Source organism: Nocardia niigatensis NBRC 100131 (assembly GCF_000308655.1).
GTDB classification, from domain to species: domain Bacteria; phylum Actinomycetota; class Actinomycetes; order Mycobacteriales; family Mycobacteriaceae; genus Nocardia; species Nocardia niigatensis.
This window is the reverse complement of record NZ_BAGC01000052.1, coordinates 113,397-130,596: the sequence shown is the minus strand read 5'-3', so window position 1 is coordinate 130,596 and position 17,200 is coordinate 113,397. Positions and strand designations below refer to the sequence as shown.

19 protein-coding genes and 1 pseudogene are annotated in these 17,200 nt (G+C 68.4%); 11 read left to right on the top strand and 9 right to left on the bottom strand.

Features of this window, described 5'->3' with window-relative positions; genetic code table 11:
* A pseudogene (locus ON33_RS25090) lies at positions 1 to 517 on the bottom strand (hypothetical protein); the annotation flags it as partial.
* A 537-nt stretch (positions 518 to 1,054) separates the two neighbouring features.
* On the opposite strand from ON33_RS25090, the gene sucC reads away from it, so the two are divergent.
* The 6 genes from sucC to purH all read left to right on the top strand — a co-directional run bounded on the left by sucC (position 1,055) and on the right by purH (position 8,589).
* Entirely contained in the window at positions 1,055 to 2,221 is a 1,167-nt protein-coding gene (gene sucC / locus ON33_RS25085; RefSeq protein ID WP_040861509.1) for an ADP-forming succinate--CoA ligase subunit beta, read from the top strand.
* Positions 2,222 to 2,235: 14 nt separating this feature from the next.
* On the top strand, positions 2,236 to 3,150 hold the full coding sequence (sucD, locus tag ON33_RS25080) for a succinate--CoA ligase subunit alpha (RefSeq protein ID WP_040861508.1): 915 nt from the start codon (positions 2,236 to 2,238) through the stop codon (positions 3,148 to 3,150).
* A gap of 306 nt (positions 3,151 to 3,456) precedes the next feature.
* Complete coding sequence (locus ON33_RS25075) at positions 3,457 to 4,467, top strand: DUF5336 domain-containing protein (protein WP_040861507.1); 1,011 nt, start codon at positions 3,457 to 3,459, stop codon at positions 4,465 to 4,467.
* Positions 4,468 to 4,589: 122 nt separating this feature from the next.
* Positions 4,590 to 6,164, top strand: a complete 1,575-nt coding sequence (locus ON33_RS25070) for a cell division protein PerM (RefSeq protein ID WP_040861545.1) — start codon at positions 4,590 to 4,592, stop codon at positions 6,162 to 6,164.
* A 221-nt stretch (positions 6,165 to 6,385) separates the two neighbouring features.
* The gene (gene purN, locus ON33_RS25065) at positions 6,386 to 7,018 is read left to right on the top strand and encodes a phosphoribosylglycinamide formyltransferase (protein ID WP_051152766.1); all 633 of its coding nucleotides are present in this window, start codon (positions 6,386 to 6,388) and stop codon (positions 7,016 to 7,018) included.
* Positions 7,015 to 8,589 carry a bifunctional phosphoribosylaminoimidazolecarboxamide formyltransferase/IMP cyclohydrolase gene (purH, locus tag ON33_RS25060; protein WP_040861505.1) on the top strand — a complete coding sequence of 525 codons (1,575 nt, stop codon included), beginning with the start codon at positions 7,015 to 7,017 and terminating at the stop codon, positions 8,587 to 8,589. Before purN ends, purH begins: the two co-directional genes overlap by 4 nt.
* A gap of 123 nt (positions 8,590 to 8,712) precedes the next feature.
* On the opposite strand, the gene ON33_RS25055 is transcribed toward purH, so the two are convergent.
* Entirely contained in the window at positions 8,713 to 9,174 is a 462-nt protein-coding gene (locus tag ON33_RS25055; protein WP_040861504.1) for a hypothetical protein, read from the bottom strand.
* Between the two features lie 215 nt (positions 9,175 to 9,389).
* Between ON33_RS25055 and ON33_RS25050 the strand changes: the two genes are divergently transcribed.
* The gene (locus ON33_RS25050) at positions 9,390 to 9,953 is read left to right on the top strand and encodes a LysM peptidoglycan-binding domain-containing protein (protein ID WP_040861503.1); all 564 of its coding nucleotides are present in this window, start codon (positions 9,390 to 9,392) and stop codon (positions 9,951 to 9,953) included.
* Between the two features lie 154 nt (positions 9,954 to 10,107).
* On the opposite strand, the gene rpsR is transcribed toward ON33_RS25050, so the two are convergent.
* Genes rpsR through rpmB form a run of 4 tightly spaced genes read right to left on the bottom strand, consistent with a single transcriptional unit; the run spans position 10,108 to position 11,121 of the window.
* Complete coding sequence (gene rpsR, locus ON33_RS25045; protein WP_011211513.1) at positions 10,108 to 10,362, bottom strand: 30S ribosomal protein S18; 255 nt, start codon at positions 10,360 to 10,362, stop codon at positions 10,108 to 10,110.
* Between the two features lie 33 nt (positions 10,363 to 10,395).
* On the bottom strand, positions 10,396 to 10,701 hold the full coding sequence (gene rpsN / locus ON33_RS25040; protein ID WP_040861502.1) for a 30S ribosomal protein S14: 306 nt from the start codon (positions 10,699 to 10,701) through the stop codon (positions 10,396 to 10,398).
* Between the two features lies 1 nt (position 10,702).
* Entirely contained in the window at positions 10,703 to 10,873 is a 171-nt protein-coding gene (rpmG, locus tag ON33_RS25035) for a 50S ribosomal protein L33 (protein WP_040861501.1), read from the bottom strand.
* Positions 10,874 to 10,884: 11 nt separating this feature from the next.
* Positions 10,885 to 11,121, bottom strand: a complete 237-nt coding sequence (gene rpmB, locus ON33_RS25030) for a 50S ribosomal protein L28 (protein WP_040861544.1) — start codon at positions 11,119 to 11,121, stop codon at positions 10,885 to 10,887.
* A 111-nt stretch (positions 11,122 to 11,232) separates the two neighbouring features.
* On the opposite strand from rpmB, the gene mrf reads away from it, so the two are divergent.
* From mrf to rpmF, 3 genes are read left to right on the top strand one after another with little or no spacing between them, the layout of a single operon-like run.
* The gene (gene mrf / locus ON33_RS25025; protein ID WP_040861500.1) at positions 11,233 to 12,522 is read left to right on the top strand and encodes a ribosome hibernation factor-recruiting GTPase MRF; all 1,290 of its coding nucleotides are present in this window, start codon (positions 11,233 to 11,235) and stop codon (positions 12,520 to 12,522) included.
* 4 nt (positions 12,523 to 12,526) lie between these two features.
* Positions 12,527 to 12,814, top strand: a complete 288-nt coding sequence (locus ON33_RS25020; RefSeq protein WP_040861499.1) for a type B 50S ribosomal protein L31 — start codon at positions 12,527 to 12,529, stop codon at positions 12,812 to 12,814.
* Complete coding sequence (rpmF, locus tag ON33_RS25015) at positions 12,814 to 12,987, top strand: 50S ribosomal protein L32 (protein ID WP_040861498.1); 174 nt, start codon at positions 12,814 to 12,816, stop codon at positions 12,985 to 12,987. The genes ON33_RS25020 and rpmF overlap by 1 nt, the downstream gene beginning before the upstream one ends.
* Before the next feature lie 516 nt (positions 12,988 to 13,503).
* Here rpmF and ON33_RS38550 read toward each other — a convergent pair.
* Positions 13,504 to 14,550 carry a DUF1906 domain-containing protein gene (locus tag ON33_RS38550; protein WP_051152758.1) on the bottom strand — a complete coding sequence of 349 codons (1,047 nt, stop codon included), beginning with the start codon at positions 14,548 to 14,550 and terminating at the stop codon, positions 13,504 to 13,506.
* A gap of 217 nt (positions 14,551 to 14,767) precedes the next feature.
* Between ON33_RS38550 and ON33_RS25005 the strand changes: the two genes are divergently transcribed.
* The gene (locus ON33_RS25005; RefSeq protein ID WP_040861497.1) at positions 14,768 to 15,589 is read left to right on the top strand and encodes a VOC family protein; all 822 of its coding nucleotides are present in this window, start codon (positions 14,768 to 14,770) and stop codon (positions 15,587 to 15,589) included.
* 84 nt (positions 15,590 to 15,673) lie between these two features.
* Here ON33_RS25005 and ON33_RS25000 read toward each other — a convergent pair whose 3' ends face one another.
* Complete coding sequence (locus ON33_RS25000; RefSeq protein WP_051152757.1) at positions 15,674 to 16,513, bottom strand: MHYT domain-containing protein; 840 nt, start codon at positions 16,511 to 16,513, stop codon at positions 15,674 to 15,676.
* 36 nt (positions 16,514 to 16,549) lie between these two features.
* Positions 16,550 to 17,161: a GTP-binding protein gene (locus ON33_RS24995; protein WP_373281062.1), complete on the bottom strand. Its 612-nt coding sequence runs from the start codon at positions 17,159 to 17,161 to the stop codon at positions 16,550 to 16,552.
* Positions 17,162 to 17,200: the final 39 nt, after the last annotated feature.

Genomic DNA, 17,200 nt, shown 5'->3' with positions numbered 1-17,200 from the left:
CGTAGTCGGCGCCGGGCTCGGAATCGGCTCGGCGCGCACCGCGATCGACGCGGGCGCCGTCGCCGGAGAAGGTGAGCTTCTCGCCGGACGCGGTCTTGAATGTGTAGACCGGTCGGTACTCGTCGGAGGGGGTCGGGTCCGCGGTCGGATCCCAGTTGGTCCGCGACTGCGGGGCCCAATCGCTGGGATTCGGTGCGGCCCAGCCGTTCACGGTGGTCTGGGCGTTGTAATCCCAGTTCGGCTCGGGCTGCCAGTCGGCGGACTGGTCCCACTGCGAGGACTCATCCCACTGCTGACCGCCGTTCCAGTCCGCGTCGGAGTTCCACTGGGCGCCGGAATCCCACTGCGTCTCGCCGCCGTTCCAGGCCTGGGTGGCATCCCAGTCGCCGTGTGCGACACCGCTGTGCGTCGCGACGGGGGAATCGAAAGTGGTGGCGCCGCCGTAATTCTCTGCGTCCTCGCGATAACGATGTCCGCGGCGGGCGCGGGGCTGCGAGGGGAAGGGGCCGTCGCTCATCTGCGCCGGTCCGGAACGTGCTGCGGGGCTGACAAGTCGCCTGCGGAGCGGCTCGGTTCCTGCGGAGCCAGGAGATTCAACTCCGTATGTGGAGCGCTGTGCTGCGTCAAGCCTGCCGTCCTCCTGTCCGTGACCGGGTTGTGACATCGACCGCAACGACGGTAACGAAACGATTGCGGCTCAGCAAGCGATGGGCTTGGTTCGACACGCACCTGTGATATTCCTCACGTTATGAGCGGGAATGCGCTCACTGTGCTTCGGGTAACCGGGTGAGGTTTGTCGACTACGTGACGTAGTAGCCAGCATCACCGTCCGGGATTCGCGGGCCCCACCTGGCGCGCGGTCAACAAGCTACCGATGAGTAGCATTGACGAGGGGTTTTGCGGCCGCGGAGACAGTACCGTGACCTGCGCCACTTAGGCTGTATGCGGCTGATTTCCGCTCCATGTGACTGATTAGAGTCCGAGCCGACCCGCCTCCGACGACGGGCCGCCAACCAAGACGTTGTCACAACAACGCAGACGAGACGGTGAGTACATGGATCTCTTCGAATATCAGGCGAAGGAACTCTTCGTGAAGCACGGAGTGCCTTCGTCGGAGGGCCGCGTCACGGACTCGGCCGAGGACGCCCGTGCGATCGCGGAAGAAATCGGCAAGCCGGTGATGATCAAGTCGCAGGTCAAAGTCGGTGGCCGCGGCAAGGCCGGTGGCGTGAAGTACGCCGCCACCCCTGACGACGCCTTCACCCACGCGAACAACATCCTGGGCCTGGACATCAAGGGCCACATCACCAAGAAGGTCCTGGTCGCCGAGGCCAAGGACATCGCCTCGGAGTACTACATCTCCTTCCTGCTCGACCGCTCCAACCGCACCTACCTGGCCATGTGCTCGGTCGAGGGCGGCATGGAGATCGAAGAGGTGGCCGCCACCAAGCCGGACCGTCTGGCCAAGGTGCCCGTCGACGCCGTCAAGGGTGTCGACCTGGCCTTCGCCCGTTCCATCGCCGAGCAGGGCCACCTGCCCGCCGACATCCTGGACGCCGCCGCGGTGACCATCCAGAAGCTGTGGGAGGTGTTCATCAAGGAGGACGCCACCCTGGTCGAGGTCAACCCGCTGGTGCGTACCCCCAACGACGAGATCCTCGCCCTCGACGGCAAGGTGACCCTGGACGAGAACGCCGAGTTCCGTCACCCCGACCACGCCGAGTTCGCGGACATCGACGCCACCGACCCGCTCGAGCTCAAGGCCAAGCAGAACGACCTCAACTACGTGAAGCTCGACGGCGAGGTCGGCATCATCGGCAACGGCGCCGGCCTGGTCATGTCGACCCTGGACGTCGTCGCCTACGCCGGTGAGAACCACGGCGGCGTCAAGCCCGCCAACTTCCTCGACATCGGCGGTGGCGCTTCGGCCGCCGTCATGGCCGCGGGCCTGGACGTGATCCTCAACGACGAGCAGGTCAAGTCGGTGTTCGTGAACGTCTTCGGTGGCATCACCGCCTGTGACGCGGTCGCGAACGGCATCGTGCAGGCCCTGGAGATCCTGGGCGCCGAAGCCAACAAGCCGCTGGTCGTCCGCCTCGACGGCAACAAGGTCGAGGAGGGTCGCAAGATCCTCGTCGACGCCAACCACCCGCTGGTGACCCTCGCTCAGACCATGGACGAAGGCGCCGACAAGGCCGCCGAGCTGGCTGCGGCCAAGTAAGGACACGAACCAACATGTCTATCTTCCTGAACAAGGACAACAAGGTCATCGTCCAGGGCATCACCGGCGGCGAGGGCACCAAGCACACCGCCCTGATGCTGAAGGCGGGCACCAACGTGGTCGGCGGTGTCAACGCCCGTAAGGCCGGCACCACCGTCAAGCACGTCGACAAGAACGGCAACGAGGTCGAGCTGCCGGTGTTCGCGTCGGTCGCCGAGGCCATGGAGAAGACCGGGGCCGACACCTCGATCGCCTTCGTGCCGCCGGCCTTCTCGAAGGACGCCATCATCGAGGCCATCGACGCGGAGATCCCGCTGCTCGTGGTCATCACCGAGGGCATCCCGGTGCAGGACACCGCGTACGCGTGGGCCTACAACGTGGACAAGGGCAACAAGACCCGCATCATCGGCCCGAACTGCCCCGGCATCATCACCCCGGGCGAGTCGCTGGTCGGCATCACCCCGGCCAACATCACCGGCAAGGGGCCGATCGGCCTGGTCTCCAAGTCCGGCACCCTGACCTACCAGATGATGTACGAGCTGCGGGACTTCGGTTTCTCCACGGCCATCGGCATCGGCGGCGACCCGGTCATCGGCACCACCCACATCGACGCCATCGAGGCGTTCGAGAAGGACCCGGAGACCAAGCTCATCGTCATGATCGGCGAGATCGGCGGCGACGCCGAGGAGCGGGCCGCGGCCTACATCCAGGCCAACGTCAGCAAGCCGGTCGTCGGCTACGTCGCGGGCTTCACCGCGCCGGAGGGCAAGACCATGGGCCACGCCGGCGCCATCGTCTCCGGCTCCGCCGGTACCGCCCAGGCCAAGAAGGACGCCCTCGAGGCCGCGGGCGTCAAGGTCGGCAAGACCCCGTCCGAGACCGCCGCCCTGGCGCGCGAGATCCTGGAGAAGGCTTCCATCAGCGCTTGATGTTCTCGTGCCTCGCTGCCCGACGGCAGCGAGGCACAGGGCGAGATCGCACCGGTCCGCCCGATGAACGGCTGAACACGAAGGCCGCCTGCCGAATTCGGCAGGCGGCCTTCGTAATCAGGGGGCGGACGAGTAACCACCGCGGGCGCGTGGGTTTGCGGGCCGGGAGGGCCGGGTAAATCGGTCGTGTTCTGTGCCGATTCAGGTATTGCGGTAGTGGCACGGCCGGTGGTAGATGGTGCCACCGACCGTCAAGTGCAGTAGCGTCGGTGGAGGTTCGTGAACGACTCGATAGGAGACGACGACATGTCATACCCGACCGGGGGCTCGGGATACAACGCGCCCCAGCCGACGCCCTCTTCCGCATCCGGATACGGCTCGCAGCCCGCAGGCGCTCCCGCTGCCGGTTCGGGAACGTCGCCCGTCGCGGGCAAGGGCCTGCCTTTCTTCCTCACCATCGGCGTGGCCGCGCTCGGCGTCATCAACTTCCTGCTGGGCTTCGCGCCCTATGTCGGCACCAAGGCCGTCGAGATCGGCAACACCCGGGTCGGCGGCGACACCAGCTTCAGCCTGTTCGAGAGCACCGGTTCCGCAGCGCTGGTGACGATCCTGCTGATCGCGGGTCTGGTGGCGGGTCTGTCACTGCTGCCCAAGCAGAGCGGCAACACCGGCATCGTGGCGGCGGCGTCGCTCGGCGCGTTCCTGGGCATCCTGTTCGGCTCCTTCGACCTCGGCGACAGCGTGACGCTGAAGTGGGGCGGCTGGGTGATCCTGTTCCTGTCGTTCGTGCAGGCCGTGGTGGCCGTGCTGGCGCTGCTGTTCGAGCTCGGCATCGTGAAGGCGCCGGAGCCGAAACCGGCCGCCGCGCAGGGGGGTTACGGTCAGCAGCAGCAGCCGTTCGGTTCCACCGGGCCGCAGTACCAGCAGCAGGCGTTCGGTCAGCAGGGCGCCTACGGTCAGCAACCGCAGCAGCCGTCGTTCGGCGGCCAGCAGGCCGGGTACGGCCAGCAGCCGCAGCAGCCGTCCTACGGTCAGCCGGCCGGGTACGGTCAGCAGCCCGCGGGGTACGGCACCGGTTCCCAGCCGACCTACGGCCAGCAGCAGCCGTCTTACGGTCAGCAGCCCGCTCAGCCGGGTTACGGCCAGCAGCAGTCGCCGTACGGCACGCCGCAGCAGCCGGCCGGGAGCGCGGACGCGACCCAGCATTTCGGCGCCCAGCAGGCGCAGCGTCCGGCGCAGCCCTTCGGCGGTGAGCAGGCGGCGGATCCGGCGGCGGACGCCACCCGCGCTTTCCGGCCGGGCCAGGACGACAAGTAGTTTCGCCTTTCACAGGAGCGGCCTCCGGTATGTCACCGGGGGCCGTTCTCTTTTGCCAGCGCGCCGGTCGTACCGGCGCGCCTGACCCTACGGTTTCCGAGATGCTGCCACGCTGGATGTCCATGAGTGCCCCCAGAACTGCCCTGGCTCGCCTGAGCGACCCCGATCTCCGGGCGCCGCGGCGGCCGCCGGTCCGGCGTCGCGGTGGCGGAGGCGGCGGGGGTTTCGGATCGCTGACCCCGGAACGCGCGCGGGTGCTGATGCTGGTCTCCGCCCGCGCGTCGGCCATCACGCTGCTGGTGATCTTCGTGCTGGTATACGGCACCCTGTTCGCGGCGGGCAGTGGCATGAGCGGTTCGTCGGGCGCCATTGCCGCGAGCTGGCTTGCGGTGCACCAGGTTCCGCTGGTGATCGGGAAGACCGGGATCGGGCTGTGGCCGCTGCTGCCGACCCTGCTGATGCTGTGGCTGGTGGCGCGGGACAGTGCGCAGGCCGCCGGACCCGACTGCGAGACGGCCGATCTGGGCTGGGTGGTGGGCGCCGCGGTGGGCGGCCCGCTGCTGATCACCGCGGTGTGCCTGGCGGTGGCCGAGGACGCGGCGGCGGTGGTGTCGCTGCAGCCGCCGGACACCCTGGCCGCGTTCGCCTGGGTGCTCGCGCTGAATCTGCTGGCGGCGGTGATCGGCATCGGTTCACGGCGCTGGCGCGACTTCGCCGACATGCTGCCGATTCCCTTGCCGGAATGGGTGGTTCCCGGTTTCCTGGCGGGCCTGCGGGCGGCGGGCCGGCTGCTGGTGGCGGCGACCGCGGTGACCGTGGTGTCGTTCCTACTGCACTGGTCCCGCATCGGCGACACCTATCACGCGGCCGACGGAACGTTTTTCGGCGCACTGGGTTTGACGCTGCTGTCGCTGGCCTACCTGCCGAATGTGACGGTCGCCGCGGTGAGCGTGCTGGCCGGCGGGCAGGTGCAGATCGGCCCGGGGTCGTTGAGCCTGTTCGCGATTCACGGCGCGCCGGTGCCCGCGGTGCCGGTGGCGGCCGCGGTGCCGTCGGGTCCGGTGGCGGTGTGGTGGCTGGTGCTGCTGCTGGTGCCCGCGGCGGTCGGGGTGCTGTCGGGCCTGGATTGCGGTCGCACCTCCCGTGATCGGGCGACCGCGCCGTGGGCGACGCTGACCGCGGCCGGGGTGGCGGCGGTCGCGATGGCGCTGCTGGGCGTGGTGGCCGGCGGTGAGCTGGGCACCTTCGGCCGGATCGCGCCGGGCGCGCTGAGCGCGGTGCTGGTGTTCGTCTGGCTGGCCGTCGCCGGGTATGCGGGCATGCTGGGCACGCGGTGGTTCGGCGGCCCGGCCGTGGTGTCGCCCGCGGCCTACGACGACGAGTACGAGGACGACTACTACGACGAAGAGGCCGACGCCTACACGGACGCCGACGCCGACGCCTACGCGGACGATGAGTACGACGACTACGACGATGACGAGTACGACGAGGATTTCGACGACGAGGACGACGGTGACTCCGAGCCCCGCGCGGACCACCCCGACGAGAACGGCTGGTACGACGAGAAGGATCTCGACGGCGCCCTCGACGCCGAACTGGTCGACGACCGGGACGACGACGAAAGCCGGGTGGGATCCGCTGACAGCGCCGATATCGTGGATGCGGAAATCGTGGAGGGTGACGAAGGCGACGACTGATTTGGCGAGATGAGGGTAACTCGTCGGGTACGTCCGAAATAGGTGGCGGCATCCGGCCGCCGGCACGGGTGCGAGATGGATGACGGCGAGCTCGCTGCTGCCCGCTGAAGTTGCGGGGAGGCGGCGCAGTTAGGCTTGAGGGCGGCGGTTCGTTTGCCGCCGTCCCCATCCCGCACCGATCGACAGGGAGTAGTGCGCTGACGTCCACGCCCGCCCCGCAGCTGCCGCCGACCGCGCCCGCGAGCGTCGTGGTGCTGGCTTCCGGCACCGGATCCCTGCTGCGTTCCCTGCTGGAGGCGACCCGGCAGCCGGGTTATCCGGCCACGGTGGTCGCCGTCGGCGTGGATCGTGATTGCGCCGCCACCGAGCATGCCGAGGCCTTCGGCGTCTCGTCCTTCAAGGTCGCGCTGCGCGATTTCGCGGATCGCGCCGAATGGGATGTGGCGCTCACCGAGGTGGTCGCCGCCTTCGAACCCGATCTGGTGGTGTCCGCGGGTTTCATGAAGATCCTCGGCCCCGCTTTCATGGACCGTTTCGGCGGTCGCATCATCAATACCCATCCCGCGCTGCTGCCCGCCTTCCCGGGCGCGCACGGGGTGCGGGACGCGCTCGCCTACGGCGTGCGGGTGACCGGTTCCACCGTGCATCTGGTTGACACGGGTGTCGACACCGGGCCGATCCTGGCGCAGGAGGCGGTCACCGTGCTGCCCGATGACGACGAGGACACCCTGCACGAGCGCATCAAGGTCGTGGAGCGCCGGCTGCTGGCGGAGGTCGTCGCCGCTGTCGCTACCCGAGGCATTGTCTCCGATGGACGAAAGGCAGTTATCCCAGATGAGCGAGTTCTCCGGTGAGTGAACGCAAGCCGATCAAGCGGGCCCTCGTAAGCGTCTACGACAAGACCGGTCTGATCGAACTGGCCACCGGTCTGCACAGTGCGGGCGTGGAGCTGGTGTCGACCGGCTCGACCGCCGGCAAGATCGCCGACGCCGGCATCCCGGTCACCAAGGTCGAGGACCTGACCGGGTTCCCGGAGACCCTGGACGGCCGGGTCAAGACGCTGCACCCGCGGGTGCACGCCGGCATCCTGGCCGACACCCGCAAGGAGGAGCACGTCGATCAGCTCGTCGAGCTGGGTGTCGAGGCCTTCCAGCTCGTCGTGGTGAACCTGTACCCGTTCACTCGAACGGTCGCCTCCGGCGCGAGCGTCGACGAGTGCGTCGAGCAGATCGACATCGGCGGTCCGTCCATGGTGCGCGCCGCCGCCAAGAACCACCCGTCGGTGGCGGTCGTGGTGAACACCGGTGACTACGCCGAGGTGATCGCCGCGGTGCGGCAGGGTGGTTTCACCCTGGCCGAGCGGACCGCCTTGGCCGCCAAGGCTTTCCAGCACACCGCCACCTACGATGTGGCCGTCGCTAGCTGGATGACCAGTGTCGCGGTGCCGGCCGTCGCGCCGGAATCCGATGCCGCGCAGCAGTTCCCGGAGTGGATCGGCGGCACCTGGCAGCGCGCGGACGTGCTGCGCTACGGCGAGAACCCGCATCAGGCCGCCGCGCTGTACACCAGCCAGGGCGGCCCGGCCGGGCTGGCGCAGGCGCAGCAGTTGCACGGCAAGGAGATGTCGTACAACAACTACACCGATGCCGATGCCGCCTGGCGCGCCGCCTACGACTTCGACGAGCCGGCCGTGGCGGTCATCAAGCACGCCAATCCGTGTGGCATCGCGGTCGGCGCGGATATCGCCGAGGCGCACCGCAAGGCGCACGCCACCGATCCGGTCTCCGCGTACGGCGGTGTGATCGCGGCCAACCGTGAGGTCTCCGTGGAGATGGCCGAGCAGGTCGCCGACATCTTCACCGAGGTGATCGTGGCCCCGTCCTACGCCAATGGCGCGGTCGAGGTGTTGCAGCGCAAGAAGAACGTGCGCGTGCTGGTGGCCGAGCCGGCCCGGCGCAAGGGCGCGGAGCTGCGTCCGGTCAGCGGCGGCGTGTTGCTGCAGGACCGCGACATCCTCGACGCCGAGGGCGACGGCGCCGCCAACTGGACGCTGGCCGCGGGTGAGGCCGCCGACGAGGCGACCCTGCGTGATCTCGAATTCGCCTGGCGCGCTTGCCGTGCCGTGAAGTCCAATGCCATCCTGCTGGCCGATGACGGCGCGGCCGTCGGTGTCGGCATGGGGCAGGTCAACCGGGTCGACTCCTGCAAGCTGGCGGTGGAGCGGGCCGGTGACCGTGCCAAAGGCGCGGTGGCGGCCTCGGACGCGTTCTTCCCGTTCTCGGACGGCCCGCAGATCCTGGTGGCCGCGGGCGTGCGCGCCATCGTGCACCCGGGCGGTTCGATTCGCGACAAGGACACCATCGATCTGTGCCGTGAGGCCGGAGTGACCTTGTACCTGACCGGTTCCCGGCACTTCGCGCACTGATCGTGAAACGCCGCTGACGCGAGTCGGGTAGCGGTACAGCGAAATCGGGGCAGGGGCCCGGATCGGCATTCGATCCGGGCCCCTGTCGCATATCCGGGAGAGCCACTGCCTGTGCTCCCGGAACTAGGTGGCGCTCAGGACCTTTCGATCACCCAGCGGGGATTTCAGCTGGATCTCGAGGGTGCCGAAGACGGCGATCATGGTGCACATCTTGCCGACCGCCTCGGGCAGGGTGCCGGATTTCAGGTCGACGGTGACGGTCGAGGAGGTTTCGGTGACGGCGGCGTCCACGCCGTAGCACTCGGGGGAGCCGGTCTGGAAGTTGACCGCGATCTTGTCCGCCGCGACGCGGGTCCAGCTGTCGAACGAGATGCCGTGCGGGCTGACGATATTCGGATTCGGCGTGAACGCGCGTCCGATTTGTCCATTGGGTGCTTCGGTGGGTGTGGCCTTCGTGCTGGTCGCGGCGCCACCGCTCTTCGATTGGCCGCCAGTATTTTCCGTGCTTCCGCACGCCGTGATGGTAAGCCCGATCAAAGTGGCTGCGGTGGCAGCGATCAGGCGGCGTCCCCATGTCCCGTCCATGGCTGACACCCTAGTGTCCGCGACCGTACGGCCGGTTCCACACACCGGATCAGACCCTCTGGCGAATTTCTGGCGAAGACACGCCGAAATCTTCGCAGATCCGGCGCGTAACCCTGCGGCGACCGGCGACTGATCGGTAGGGTCGGGGCCGATGTGCGAATGCAGTTCCGCGCCATCGGCTTATCTCAAGATCACCCCTCCTGAAAGGACGCACCGTGGGCGACTCGTTGAAGGTCGGCGAAGAACTCGGTCGTGGAGAGGCGCTGCAAGGCGGTGCCTACACCCTGACTCTGCAAGATGATGGCAACCTGGTGCTGTCCGAGCCGAACGGCAATGCTGTGTGGGCCACGGGCACCAACGGCCAGGGCGTTGTCAAGGCCACCCTGCAAGACGACGGCAACTTCGTTCTCTACAAGGAGGACGGCGCCGCCTGGTCCACCGAGACCAATGGCAAGAGCGCGGACCGCCTGGTCGTGCAGGCCGACCGCAATGTCGTGCTGTACGGCTCCGACGGCGGCGCGCTGTGGAGTTCGGGCACCAACACCGACAACCCGCTCCCCGCGCCGGAGCCGGTCCAGGCTCAGGCCGCCGCGGTGGTCGAGGACGTGCCCCCGCCGCCGCCCGCCGCCCAGACCTACACCGTCGAGCCCGGTGACACCCTGTGGGCCATCGCCGAGCGCTTCTACGGCGACGGCAACCGCTACCAGGAGATCGCCAACGCCAGCGGTATCGACAACCCGGACCTCATCCAGCCCGGCCAGGTGCTGACCATCCCGTAGTCGCGGCGCTGCCACGCATACGTGAAGAGTGAGGCCCCGAGCGCACATGCACTCGGGGCCTTGTCTTCGTCGCCGGGTTTTCCGGGGATAATCCCCTGGGAGTCCGAGAGTTGTTTCAACTCTTGGCTTTTCGTTCTACCTACGAGGTCGCGGGCTAGCGGCTCGTGAAGGGCAGCAACGCCATCTCGCGGGCGTTCTTCACCGCGACGGCGACCTGACGCTGCTGCTGCGGGGTCAGGCCGGTGACCCGGCGGCTGCGGATCTTGCCGCGGTCGGAGATGAACGTGCGGAGCAGGTTCACATCCTTGTAGTCGACGGTCTCGATGCCCGCGGCGATCAGGGGGTTCTTCTTGGGGCGGCGGGCCTGCTCGGCACGGACCTTCTTCGACGGTGCTCGCTTCACTGCCATGTCAGCGGTTCCTCACTCACGAATCGTGGATGCTTACCAGCTCGATTTGTGCACACCGGGCAGCTCTCCTCGATGGGCCATCGCGCGAACGCGCACGCGCGAGAGGCCGAACTTGCGGAGATGACCACGCGGGCGTCCGTCCGCGGCGTCCCGATTGCGCAATCGTACCGGACTGGCATCGCGCGGCAGTTTCTGCAGGGCGGCCTGCGCGGCCGCCCTTTCGGTGTCGCTACTTGCCGGTTTGCGGATGATCTCCTTCAATTCGGCCCGCCGCTCGGCCCATCTGGCGACGACGAGTTTGCGCTGTTCGTTCTTGGCGATCTTGGACTTCTTGGCCACGTCACCGGTCCTCGCGGAAGTCGACGTGCCTGCGGGCGATCGGGTCGTACTTCTTCAGGATCATCCGGTCGGGATCATTGCGCCGGTTCTTGCGGGTGACGTAGGTGTATCCCGTCCCGGCGGTGGACTTCAGCTTGACGACGGGCCGGATGTCGGTCGATTTCGATGCCATCGTTCTCCCTTTCAGATCTTCTCGCCACGGGCGCGCAGCCGGGCTACCACTGCCTCGATGCCGTCGCGGTCGATGGTCTTGATGCCCTTGGCGGAGACGCTGAGCGTGATGCGCCGGTCCTCGCTGGGCAGGTAGTAGGTCTTGCGCTGGATATTGGGGTCCCAGCGCCGGTTGGTCCGCTTGTGCGAGTGCGATACGGACTTGCCGAAGCCCGGCTTGCGACCGGTGACCTGGCAGATGGCCGACATGGGCACTCCCTTCCGGTGGTAGATGTTCATGACAATCGTTTTCGACAACGAAGGTATTCCACGGTACCCTCGGTCCTCAGTAATTGAAAATCATTGTCGAAAGGGGGACCGGTGGCGTCCCAACACAAGCCCGTGCTCGTCCTCGCCGGACTCCCCGGCCGCGCTGCCGACGGCGTGGCACGGTCCGCGCTGCTGCTCGGCGCCGAACCCGGCACCGTGGTGGTCCGCCACGATCCGAGCGAACTGCACCACGGCGTGGTGCGCCGCATCGTCCGCGTCGACGGCCGCGAACAGGTCACCGTGCTGGAACTCGCGCACGGCTGCGTCTCCTGCACCCTGCGCGCCGACCTGCTGCCCTACCTGTGCCTGCTCGCCGAGCGGGATTCGGTGCGGCGCATCGTGCTCGCGCTGGATCCGGCCTTCGAGGCGGAGGCGGTGTGCCGGGCCGTCGCCGACGTGACGGTGACCGGTGTGGTCGGGCGGGTCGACGGCCCGGCCGGGCGCAGCGTGCGCGTCGACACCGTCCTGACCTGTGTCGACGCCCGCGACTGGCTGGCCGACGCCACCGGCGACGAGACCCTGTCCGAACGCGGCCACGCCACCGCCGAGGACGAGCGCACGGTGGCCCAACTGGCCGTCGGGCAGGTCGAATTCGCCGATGCCCTGATGGTTTTCGACGGTGACGCCGATCCGCTGGATCGCGAGCGCACCGCCGCCGTGCTGGCCCGGCTGGCGCCGCGCGCCCCCGTCGCCTGGGTGGCCGGGCCGGCCGGGCTGGGCGCCGACGACCTGACCTGGCTGCTGCGCCGGATACCCGCGGAGGCACGCCGCGGCGCGCCCTTCGATCCGCACGCCCCGCTGCTGGCCGGCGGTCCGCCGCTGGAGCCGGATTGCGGTGTGGCACTGGTGGAATTCGCCACCGACCGCCCCTTTCACCCGGACCGGCTGCACTCGGCCATCGACGTGCTGCTGGACGGCGTGGTGAGCGCGCGGGGCCGGATGTGGCTGGCCACCCAGCCCGATGAGGTGATGTGGCTGGAGTCCGCGGGCGGCGGGCTGCGGGTCGGCGGTGCGGGAAAGTGGCTGGCGGCCATGACATCCGGGGAAACGGACGAGGTGGATCTGGAGCGCCGCGCGCTGGCCGCGCTGCGCTGGCACGAGCATTTCGGCGACCGCCACACCTCGCTGGTGATCCTGGTCGCCGGCGCCGATCCGGAGGAGGTCCGCCACGCACTGCACTGGGCGCTGGTGGACGAGGACGAACTGCGGCAGGTGCGCTTCGCGCCGGAGCGGGTCGCGCTGTGGGCGGACCCGTTCGGCGACCAGCACGAGGAACCGTGCGACACCACCCGGTCGACGCCCGTCACCGGGGACGGCATGACCCGCAACAACGAAAGGTGAACTGATGCGACAGGGAATTCACCCCGACTACCATCCGGTGGTCTTCCAGGACGTGAGCACCGGGACGTGCTTCCTGACCCGTTCCACCGCGGTCTCCACCCGCACCATCGAGTGGGAGGACGGCAATACCTACCCGCTGCTGGTGGTGGACGTGACCTCGGATTCCCATCCGTTCTGGACCGGTAATCAGCGGGTGCTCGACACCGCGGGCCGGGTGGAGAAATTCGAGCGCCGCTATGGCAAACGCGTTCGCGCGGGCCGTGATTCGGCGACCGGCGAGGAGGGCATCTGATGGCCGTCCCCAAACGCCGCATGTCGCGCTCGAATACGCGCAGCCGCCGGTCGCAGTGGAAGGCGACGCCGCCGGATCTGGTGTCGGTCGTGGTCGGGGGAGTGGAGTACCGGGTGCCGCGCCGGATCGCGCGGGCGGTCGAACGCGGGCTGATCGATCCGGGTGAGCGCTGAAATCCGTTGACTTCCAGGGAGGTTCGGGGGCTATACCCCCGAACCTTCTTATTTCCGATGGCCGGGGCCCGGCCCCGGAAACCGTCAGCTCTCCTTCGGCGGCCAGGTGCACCTGCGTGGCGGCAAGACGGAAGTACTTGTCCTTGCCGAGGTCGGCGATGGTCTTACGCCGAGCGCGTCGCTCCTTCGTCGGGAGCTGGAGCAGGAAGATCGGACGACCCCGACAATAGCCCCGAAGTTGCTGTCCTGTCTGAGATCTGCCCGAGCGTCGCCCGGTGGGGGCTCGGTCGGTCGCTTGTGGCACAGGTGCGAAAAAGTTTCCCCGAAGTTGTGAACTCGTGGCCTGGCGACGGTATTCTCATGCGTTGAGGGCGGGTTCTCCTGATCACAGGAGAACCCGCTCATCGCCACTTCAGAGCCCGGTTCAGGCTCGATTCCAGCCCAGGTCACGCACTGTTTCGCCGCAACGTGCGATGCGGTCGGCGGTAGGCCGTGTACTGGAACAAATCAGACAAATCAGCCAAATAAGCTGTCGGATACCGGTTTCGGCGACTGTCGTGCCGGAGCTTGTCCCGTCTCGGCGGCTGTGACCGGATGACCGTTCGGCTCGATCCCCCAGCCGGGCAGCGGCACCCCGGGCACCAGCTGCTCGAGCTTTGCCAGCTGATCGGCGAGGGCCGTGGCCGGACCCTCCACGAGGGAGAAGGGGAAGGGCCATCGCGGCCGGCCGGGCGGGCTGGACAACCGCGCCACCTCGGCCTTGAGCTCGGCCGTGGTGGCCTCCAGATCGCTGATCTCGGTGCGCAGTTCGTCGATCTTCGCCAGCGCGGCCGCCAGCCCGTCCACCACCGTCCGGTCGCGGCCCTGGGCATCGGTGCCCAGTTGCGGCCAGCCGTTGAGGCCGGGTCCCCGCAGCTGGATCTGGATGTCGCGCAACACCTCGTCCTGTTCGGGAGTCAAGTCGGGTTCCTCCGTTTCCGCGTCCCACTGGCCGAAGTCGGCTCGGCCGGTTTGGTTCACATCGCACTGCACGCCGTCCACCGTGACCTGCTCGCCGGTCTGGTATAGGGCGATGCGCTGATCGACATTCCCGCCGGACCAGGCCACCGTCTGCCACGCCCAGGTCGCGGTTCCGGCGTCCAAGGCCCGTCTCACCGGCCAATATCCGCCGTAGATCCCGACATTCGCGCGTCCGATGACACTGGCCGCGCCGTCCAGGTAGGCGTCGATGGGCACCTGCTGCTGCGGGGTGGCGTCGAAATCGGCGGAGAAGTAGATGGGCCGGTCGGTCCGGCCGCCGCAGCGCAGCACCTGGGCGAGCGCTGCGCGCGCATCGGTGACGCCCGCGCCGTAACCATCCAGCATGCGGGCGGAAGTGGTCTCCCAGTTGGAAACGATGGAAATCCCGTGTGCGCGCAGGTCGTCCGCCTCGGCGGGCGTGAGCAGCTTGCCCGGCAGGGTGCGCTCACCGTCGGACAGATAGCGGATGACGAAGTCGTATCCCGCCGCCCGGATGGCACTCGGCGCGGGACGACCTGCGGCGTAGTCCAGCCCGAAACGCATGACTCCCACTGTAATTCGGTGGACACGCCGAACGGACTGTAATGCGGTGGTTGACTGGTCGGCTATGAGCGAACGCGACGACTGATTTCGCACGATCGGGGTAACTCGCCGGGGACGTCCAGAATCGGGTTGGCTCTCAACTTCACTCCGGATGCATGCCTGTCAACGGCTCTCAGCCGGGCGCTGAAGTCGCGGAGAGGCGGAAAGGTGATGACCGATGCCTGTACGCAATGAGGCCTGGCCCCCGGGAACACCGTGCTGGGTCGACTGTCAGGTCGACGATCCGGCCGCGGCCGGCGAGTTCTACGCCGCGCTGTTCGGCTGGGACATGCAAGGCGGCGAGGACGCCGGGGGATACCTCATGGCTCTGCGCGACGGCCAGGCGGTGGCGGGCATCGGCCCCAAGCCGGAGGCCGGAGTGCCGTCGGTGTGGACCACGTATTTCGCGGTGGCCGACGCCGACAAGGCCGCCGAGCAGGTGACGTCGGCGGGCGGCAGCCTGCTGGTGCCGGCCTTCGACGTGATGGAGTTCGGCCGCATGTTCGTGGCCGCCGACGCCTCCGGGGCGCCCTTCGCCGTCTGGGAGGCCCGCGCGCACGACGGCGCGGCGGTGTTCAACGAGCACGGCGCCTACGTCTGGAACGACCTGCACACCGGTGATTTCGCGGCCGCGAAGGCGTTCTACGGCGAGGTCTTCGGCTTCACCTTCACCGAATTCGACGACGAGGCCATGCGCTACGCCACCTTCACTCCGCCCGGCGGGACCGAGGCGGTCGGCGGCATCAACGACGACAGCGTCAACGGTGTGGCCGCCGCCCAGCCATACTGGCTGACCTGGTTCCAGTTCGCGGGCATCGACTCCGGCCTCACCCGGGCCGTCGAGCTGGGCGCGACCGTGCTCATGTCCGCCACCGACGGACCCTTCGGCCGGATGGCCATCATGGCCGCGCCGCAGGGCGAACTGTTCGGCCTGCTCGACCCCGCCACCGCCGCCCCGCTCGATCCCACCGGCGCCGAGACGCCCGCCGCCGCAGGTTGATCCGGAGACGAGTCGGGCCGGGTCGATCGGCATCGACCCGGCCCGGGAAACGACTCGCGCACAACGCGCGACGAGGAGAAACGCTCAGCGCACCGATTCCGGCCGCCGCTGACCCTGCTGGACCGCGGCCTGCTGCGAGGCCGCCTGCAGCGAAGTGCCGTGCGCCACCTGCGGATCGGCGGACGCCTTCGGGGCCCGCGCCTCACGCCGGTCGGGCGCGACCAGGATGGCCGTGATCGGAATCGCCAGCGACAGCGTGCCGATGATGAAGGTCGGCACGAAGAAGTTGAACAGCACATTGCCGTGCGGCACGGCCGCGGCCGGATCCACGTGCACCTCGAGCCCGGTCAGCCCGGCGTAGTGCATGCCGATCACCATGATCGCGTAGAGCACCGCGCCCGCCAGCACCATCGGCACCGAGGCGACCCACAGGCTGAACCACAGCATCAGCGCCGAGAGCACGAAGGCGATCACGTACACCGCCACCGAGGACACCAGGCTGCGCTCCACGCTGCCCTGAATCCGGATGGCGCCCAGCAGCAATTGGTGGACGTCACCGAAGCCGAAGGCCATGACGCCGGCCGCCACCAGCAGCCGCCACCAGACCAGGCGCCGCCCGTTGATGAGCAGCGCCGCGAACACGGTGGCCGCCGACAGCACCGAGAACAGGGTGATGGACACGTTGTCGTAGCGCAGCTGGCTGCCCCGGATGTCGAAGCCCAGCATCGACACGAACACCGGCATGGCGACGCCGACGCCGCCGATGGACACCGCCGCCACGAACAGCCACACGATCCGGAACCGCTGCGTCACCGACTTGGTGGACTGGCGGATACAGGCCAGACCGCACGCCGCCCCCGCGAACGACACGATCAACGCCAGCGCCAGGACCCAGTAGCCCATGGAGAAGTAGATCATCGACACCCCTGTCTTCGTCTGCGTCCGCGGTCGGGCGAACTGCTAACCGCGCTGGGCGGTTTCGCGCTGTGTCGCCGTGAGCCGTTCGATCGCGTACTCGGTGACGGCGGCCAGCGACCGGCGCACCTCGGCCGGGTCGCGCGCGTCGATGTCCACGATCGGCACGCCCTCGCGCACGCTCAACGCCTCGCGCAGTTCGGCGACCGGGAAGCGCGGCGCGTCCGGGAAGCGGTTGACCGCGATCAGGAACGGCAGCGACTTGGCCTCGAAGAAGTCCACCGCAGCGAAGCTGTCCTCGATGCGGCGGGTGTCGACCAGCACCACCGCGCCGATGGCGCCGCGGATCAGGTCGTCCCACATGAACCAGAACCGCCGCTGCCCGGGGGTGCCGAACAGGTACAGCACCAGGTTGCCGGGCAGGATGATGCGGCCGAAATCCATGGCCACCGTGGTGGTTTCCTTGCCCGGCGTGGCGGCGAGGTCGTCGACCCCGTCGGAGTAGCCGGTCACCATGGCCTCGGTGCGCAGTGGCACGATCTCCGAGACCGCGCCCACGAATGTCGTCTTGCCGGCCCCGAAACCGCCGGCTACGACGATCTTGGTCGAGGCCGTGCGCGACTCCTCACCCGGTCGCGGCGGGTACTGCAGCGCCAGGTTCGGGAACTGCCCGGTCGTGTACGCGGGGCCCCCGTG

Bases quoted from the DNA above. Each gene is read 5' to 3' on its own strand.
- sucC (WP_040861509.1), top strand. From the start codon at position 1,055: ATGGATCTCTTCGAATATCAGGCGAAGGAACTCTTCGTGAAGCACGGA.
- sucD (WP_040861508.1), top strand. From the start codon at position 2,236: ATGTCTATCTTCCTGAACAAGGACAACAAGGTCATCGTCCAGGGCATC.
- ON33_RS25075 (WP_040861507.1), top strand. From the start codon at position 3,457: ATGTCATACCCGACCGGGGGCTCGGGATACAACGCGCCCCAGCCGACG.
- ON33_RS25070 (WP_040861545.1), top strand. From the start codon at position 4,590: ATGAGTGCCCCCAGAACTGCCCTGGCTCGCCTGAGCGACCCCGATCTC.
- ON33_RS25055 (WP_040861504.1), bottom strand. From the start codon at position 9,174: ATGGACGGGACATGGGGACGCCGCCTGATCGCTGCCACCGCAGCCACT.
- rpsR (WP_011211513.1), bottom strand. From the start codon at position 10,362: ATGGCAGTGAAGCGAGCACCGTCGAAGAAGGTCCGTGCCGAGCAGGCC.
- rpmG (WP_040861501.1), bottom strand. From the start codon at position 10,873: ATGGCATCGAAATCGACCGACATCCGGCCCGTCGTCAAGCTGAAGTCC.
- rpmB (WP_040861544.1), bottom strand. From the start codon at position 11,121: ATGTCGGCCATCTGCCAGGTCACCGGTCGCAAGCCGGGCTTCGGCAAG.
- ON33_RS25020 (WP_040861499.1), top strand. From the start codon at position 12,527: ATGCGACAGGGAATTCACCCCGACTACCATCCGGTGGTCTTCCAGGAC.
- rpmF (WP_040861498.1), top strand. From the start codon at position 12,814: ATGGCCGTCCCCAAACGCCGCATGTCGCGCTCGAATACGCGCAGCCGC.
- ON33_RS38550 (WP_051152758.1), bottom strand. From the start codon at position 14,550: ATGCGTTTCGGGCTGGACTACGCCGCAGGTCGTCCCGCGCCGAGTGCC.
- ON33_RS25005 (WP_040861497.1), top strand. From the start codon at position 14,768: ATGCCTGTACGCAATGAGGCCTGGCCCCCGGGAACACCGTGCTGGGTC.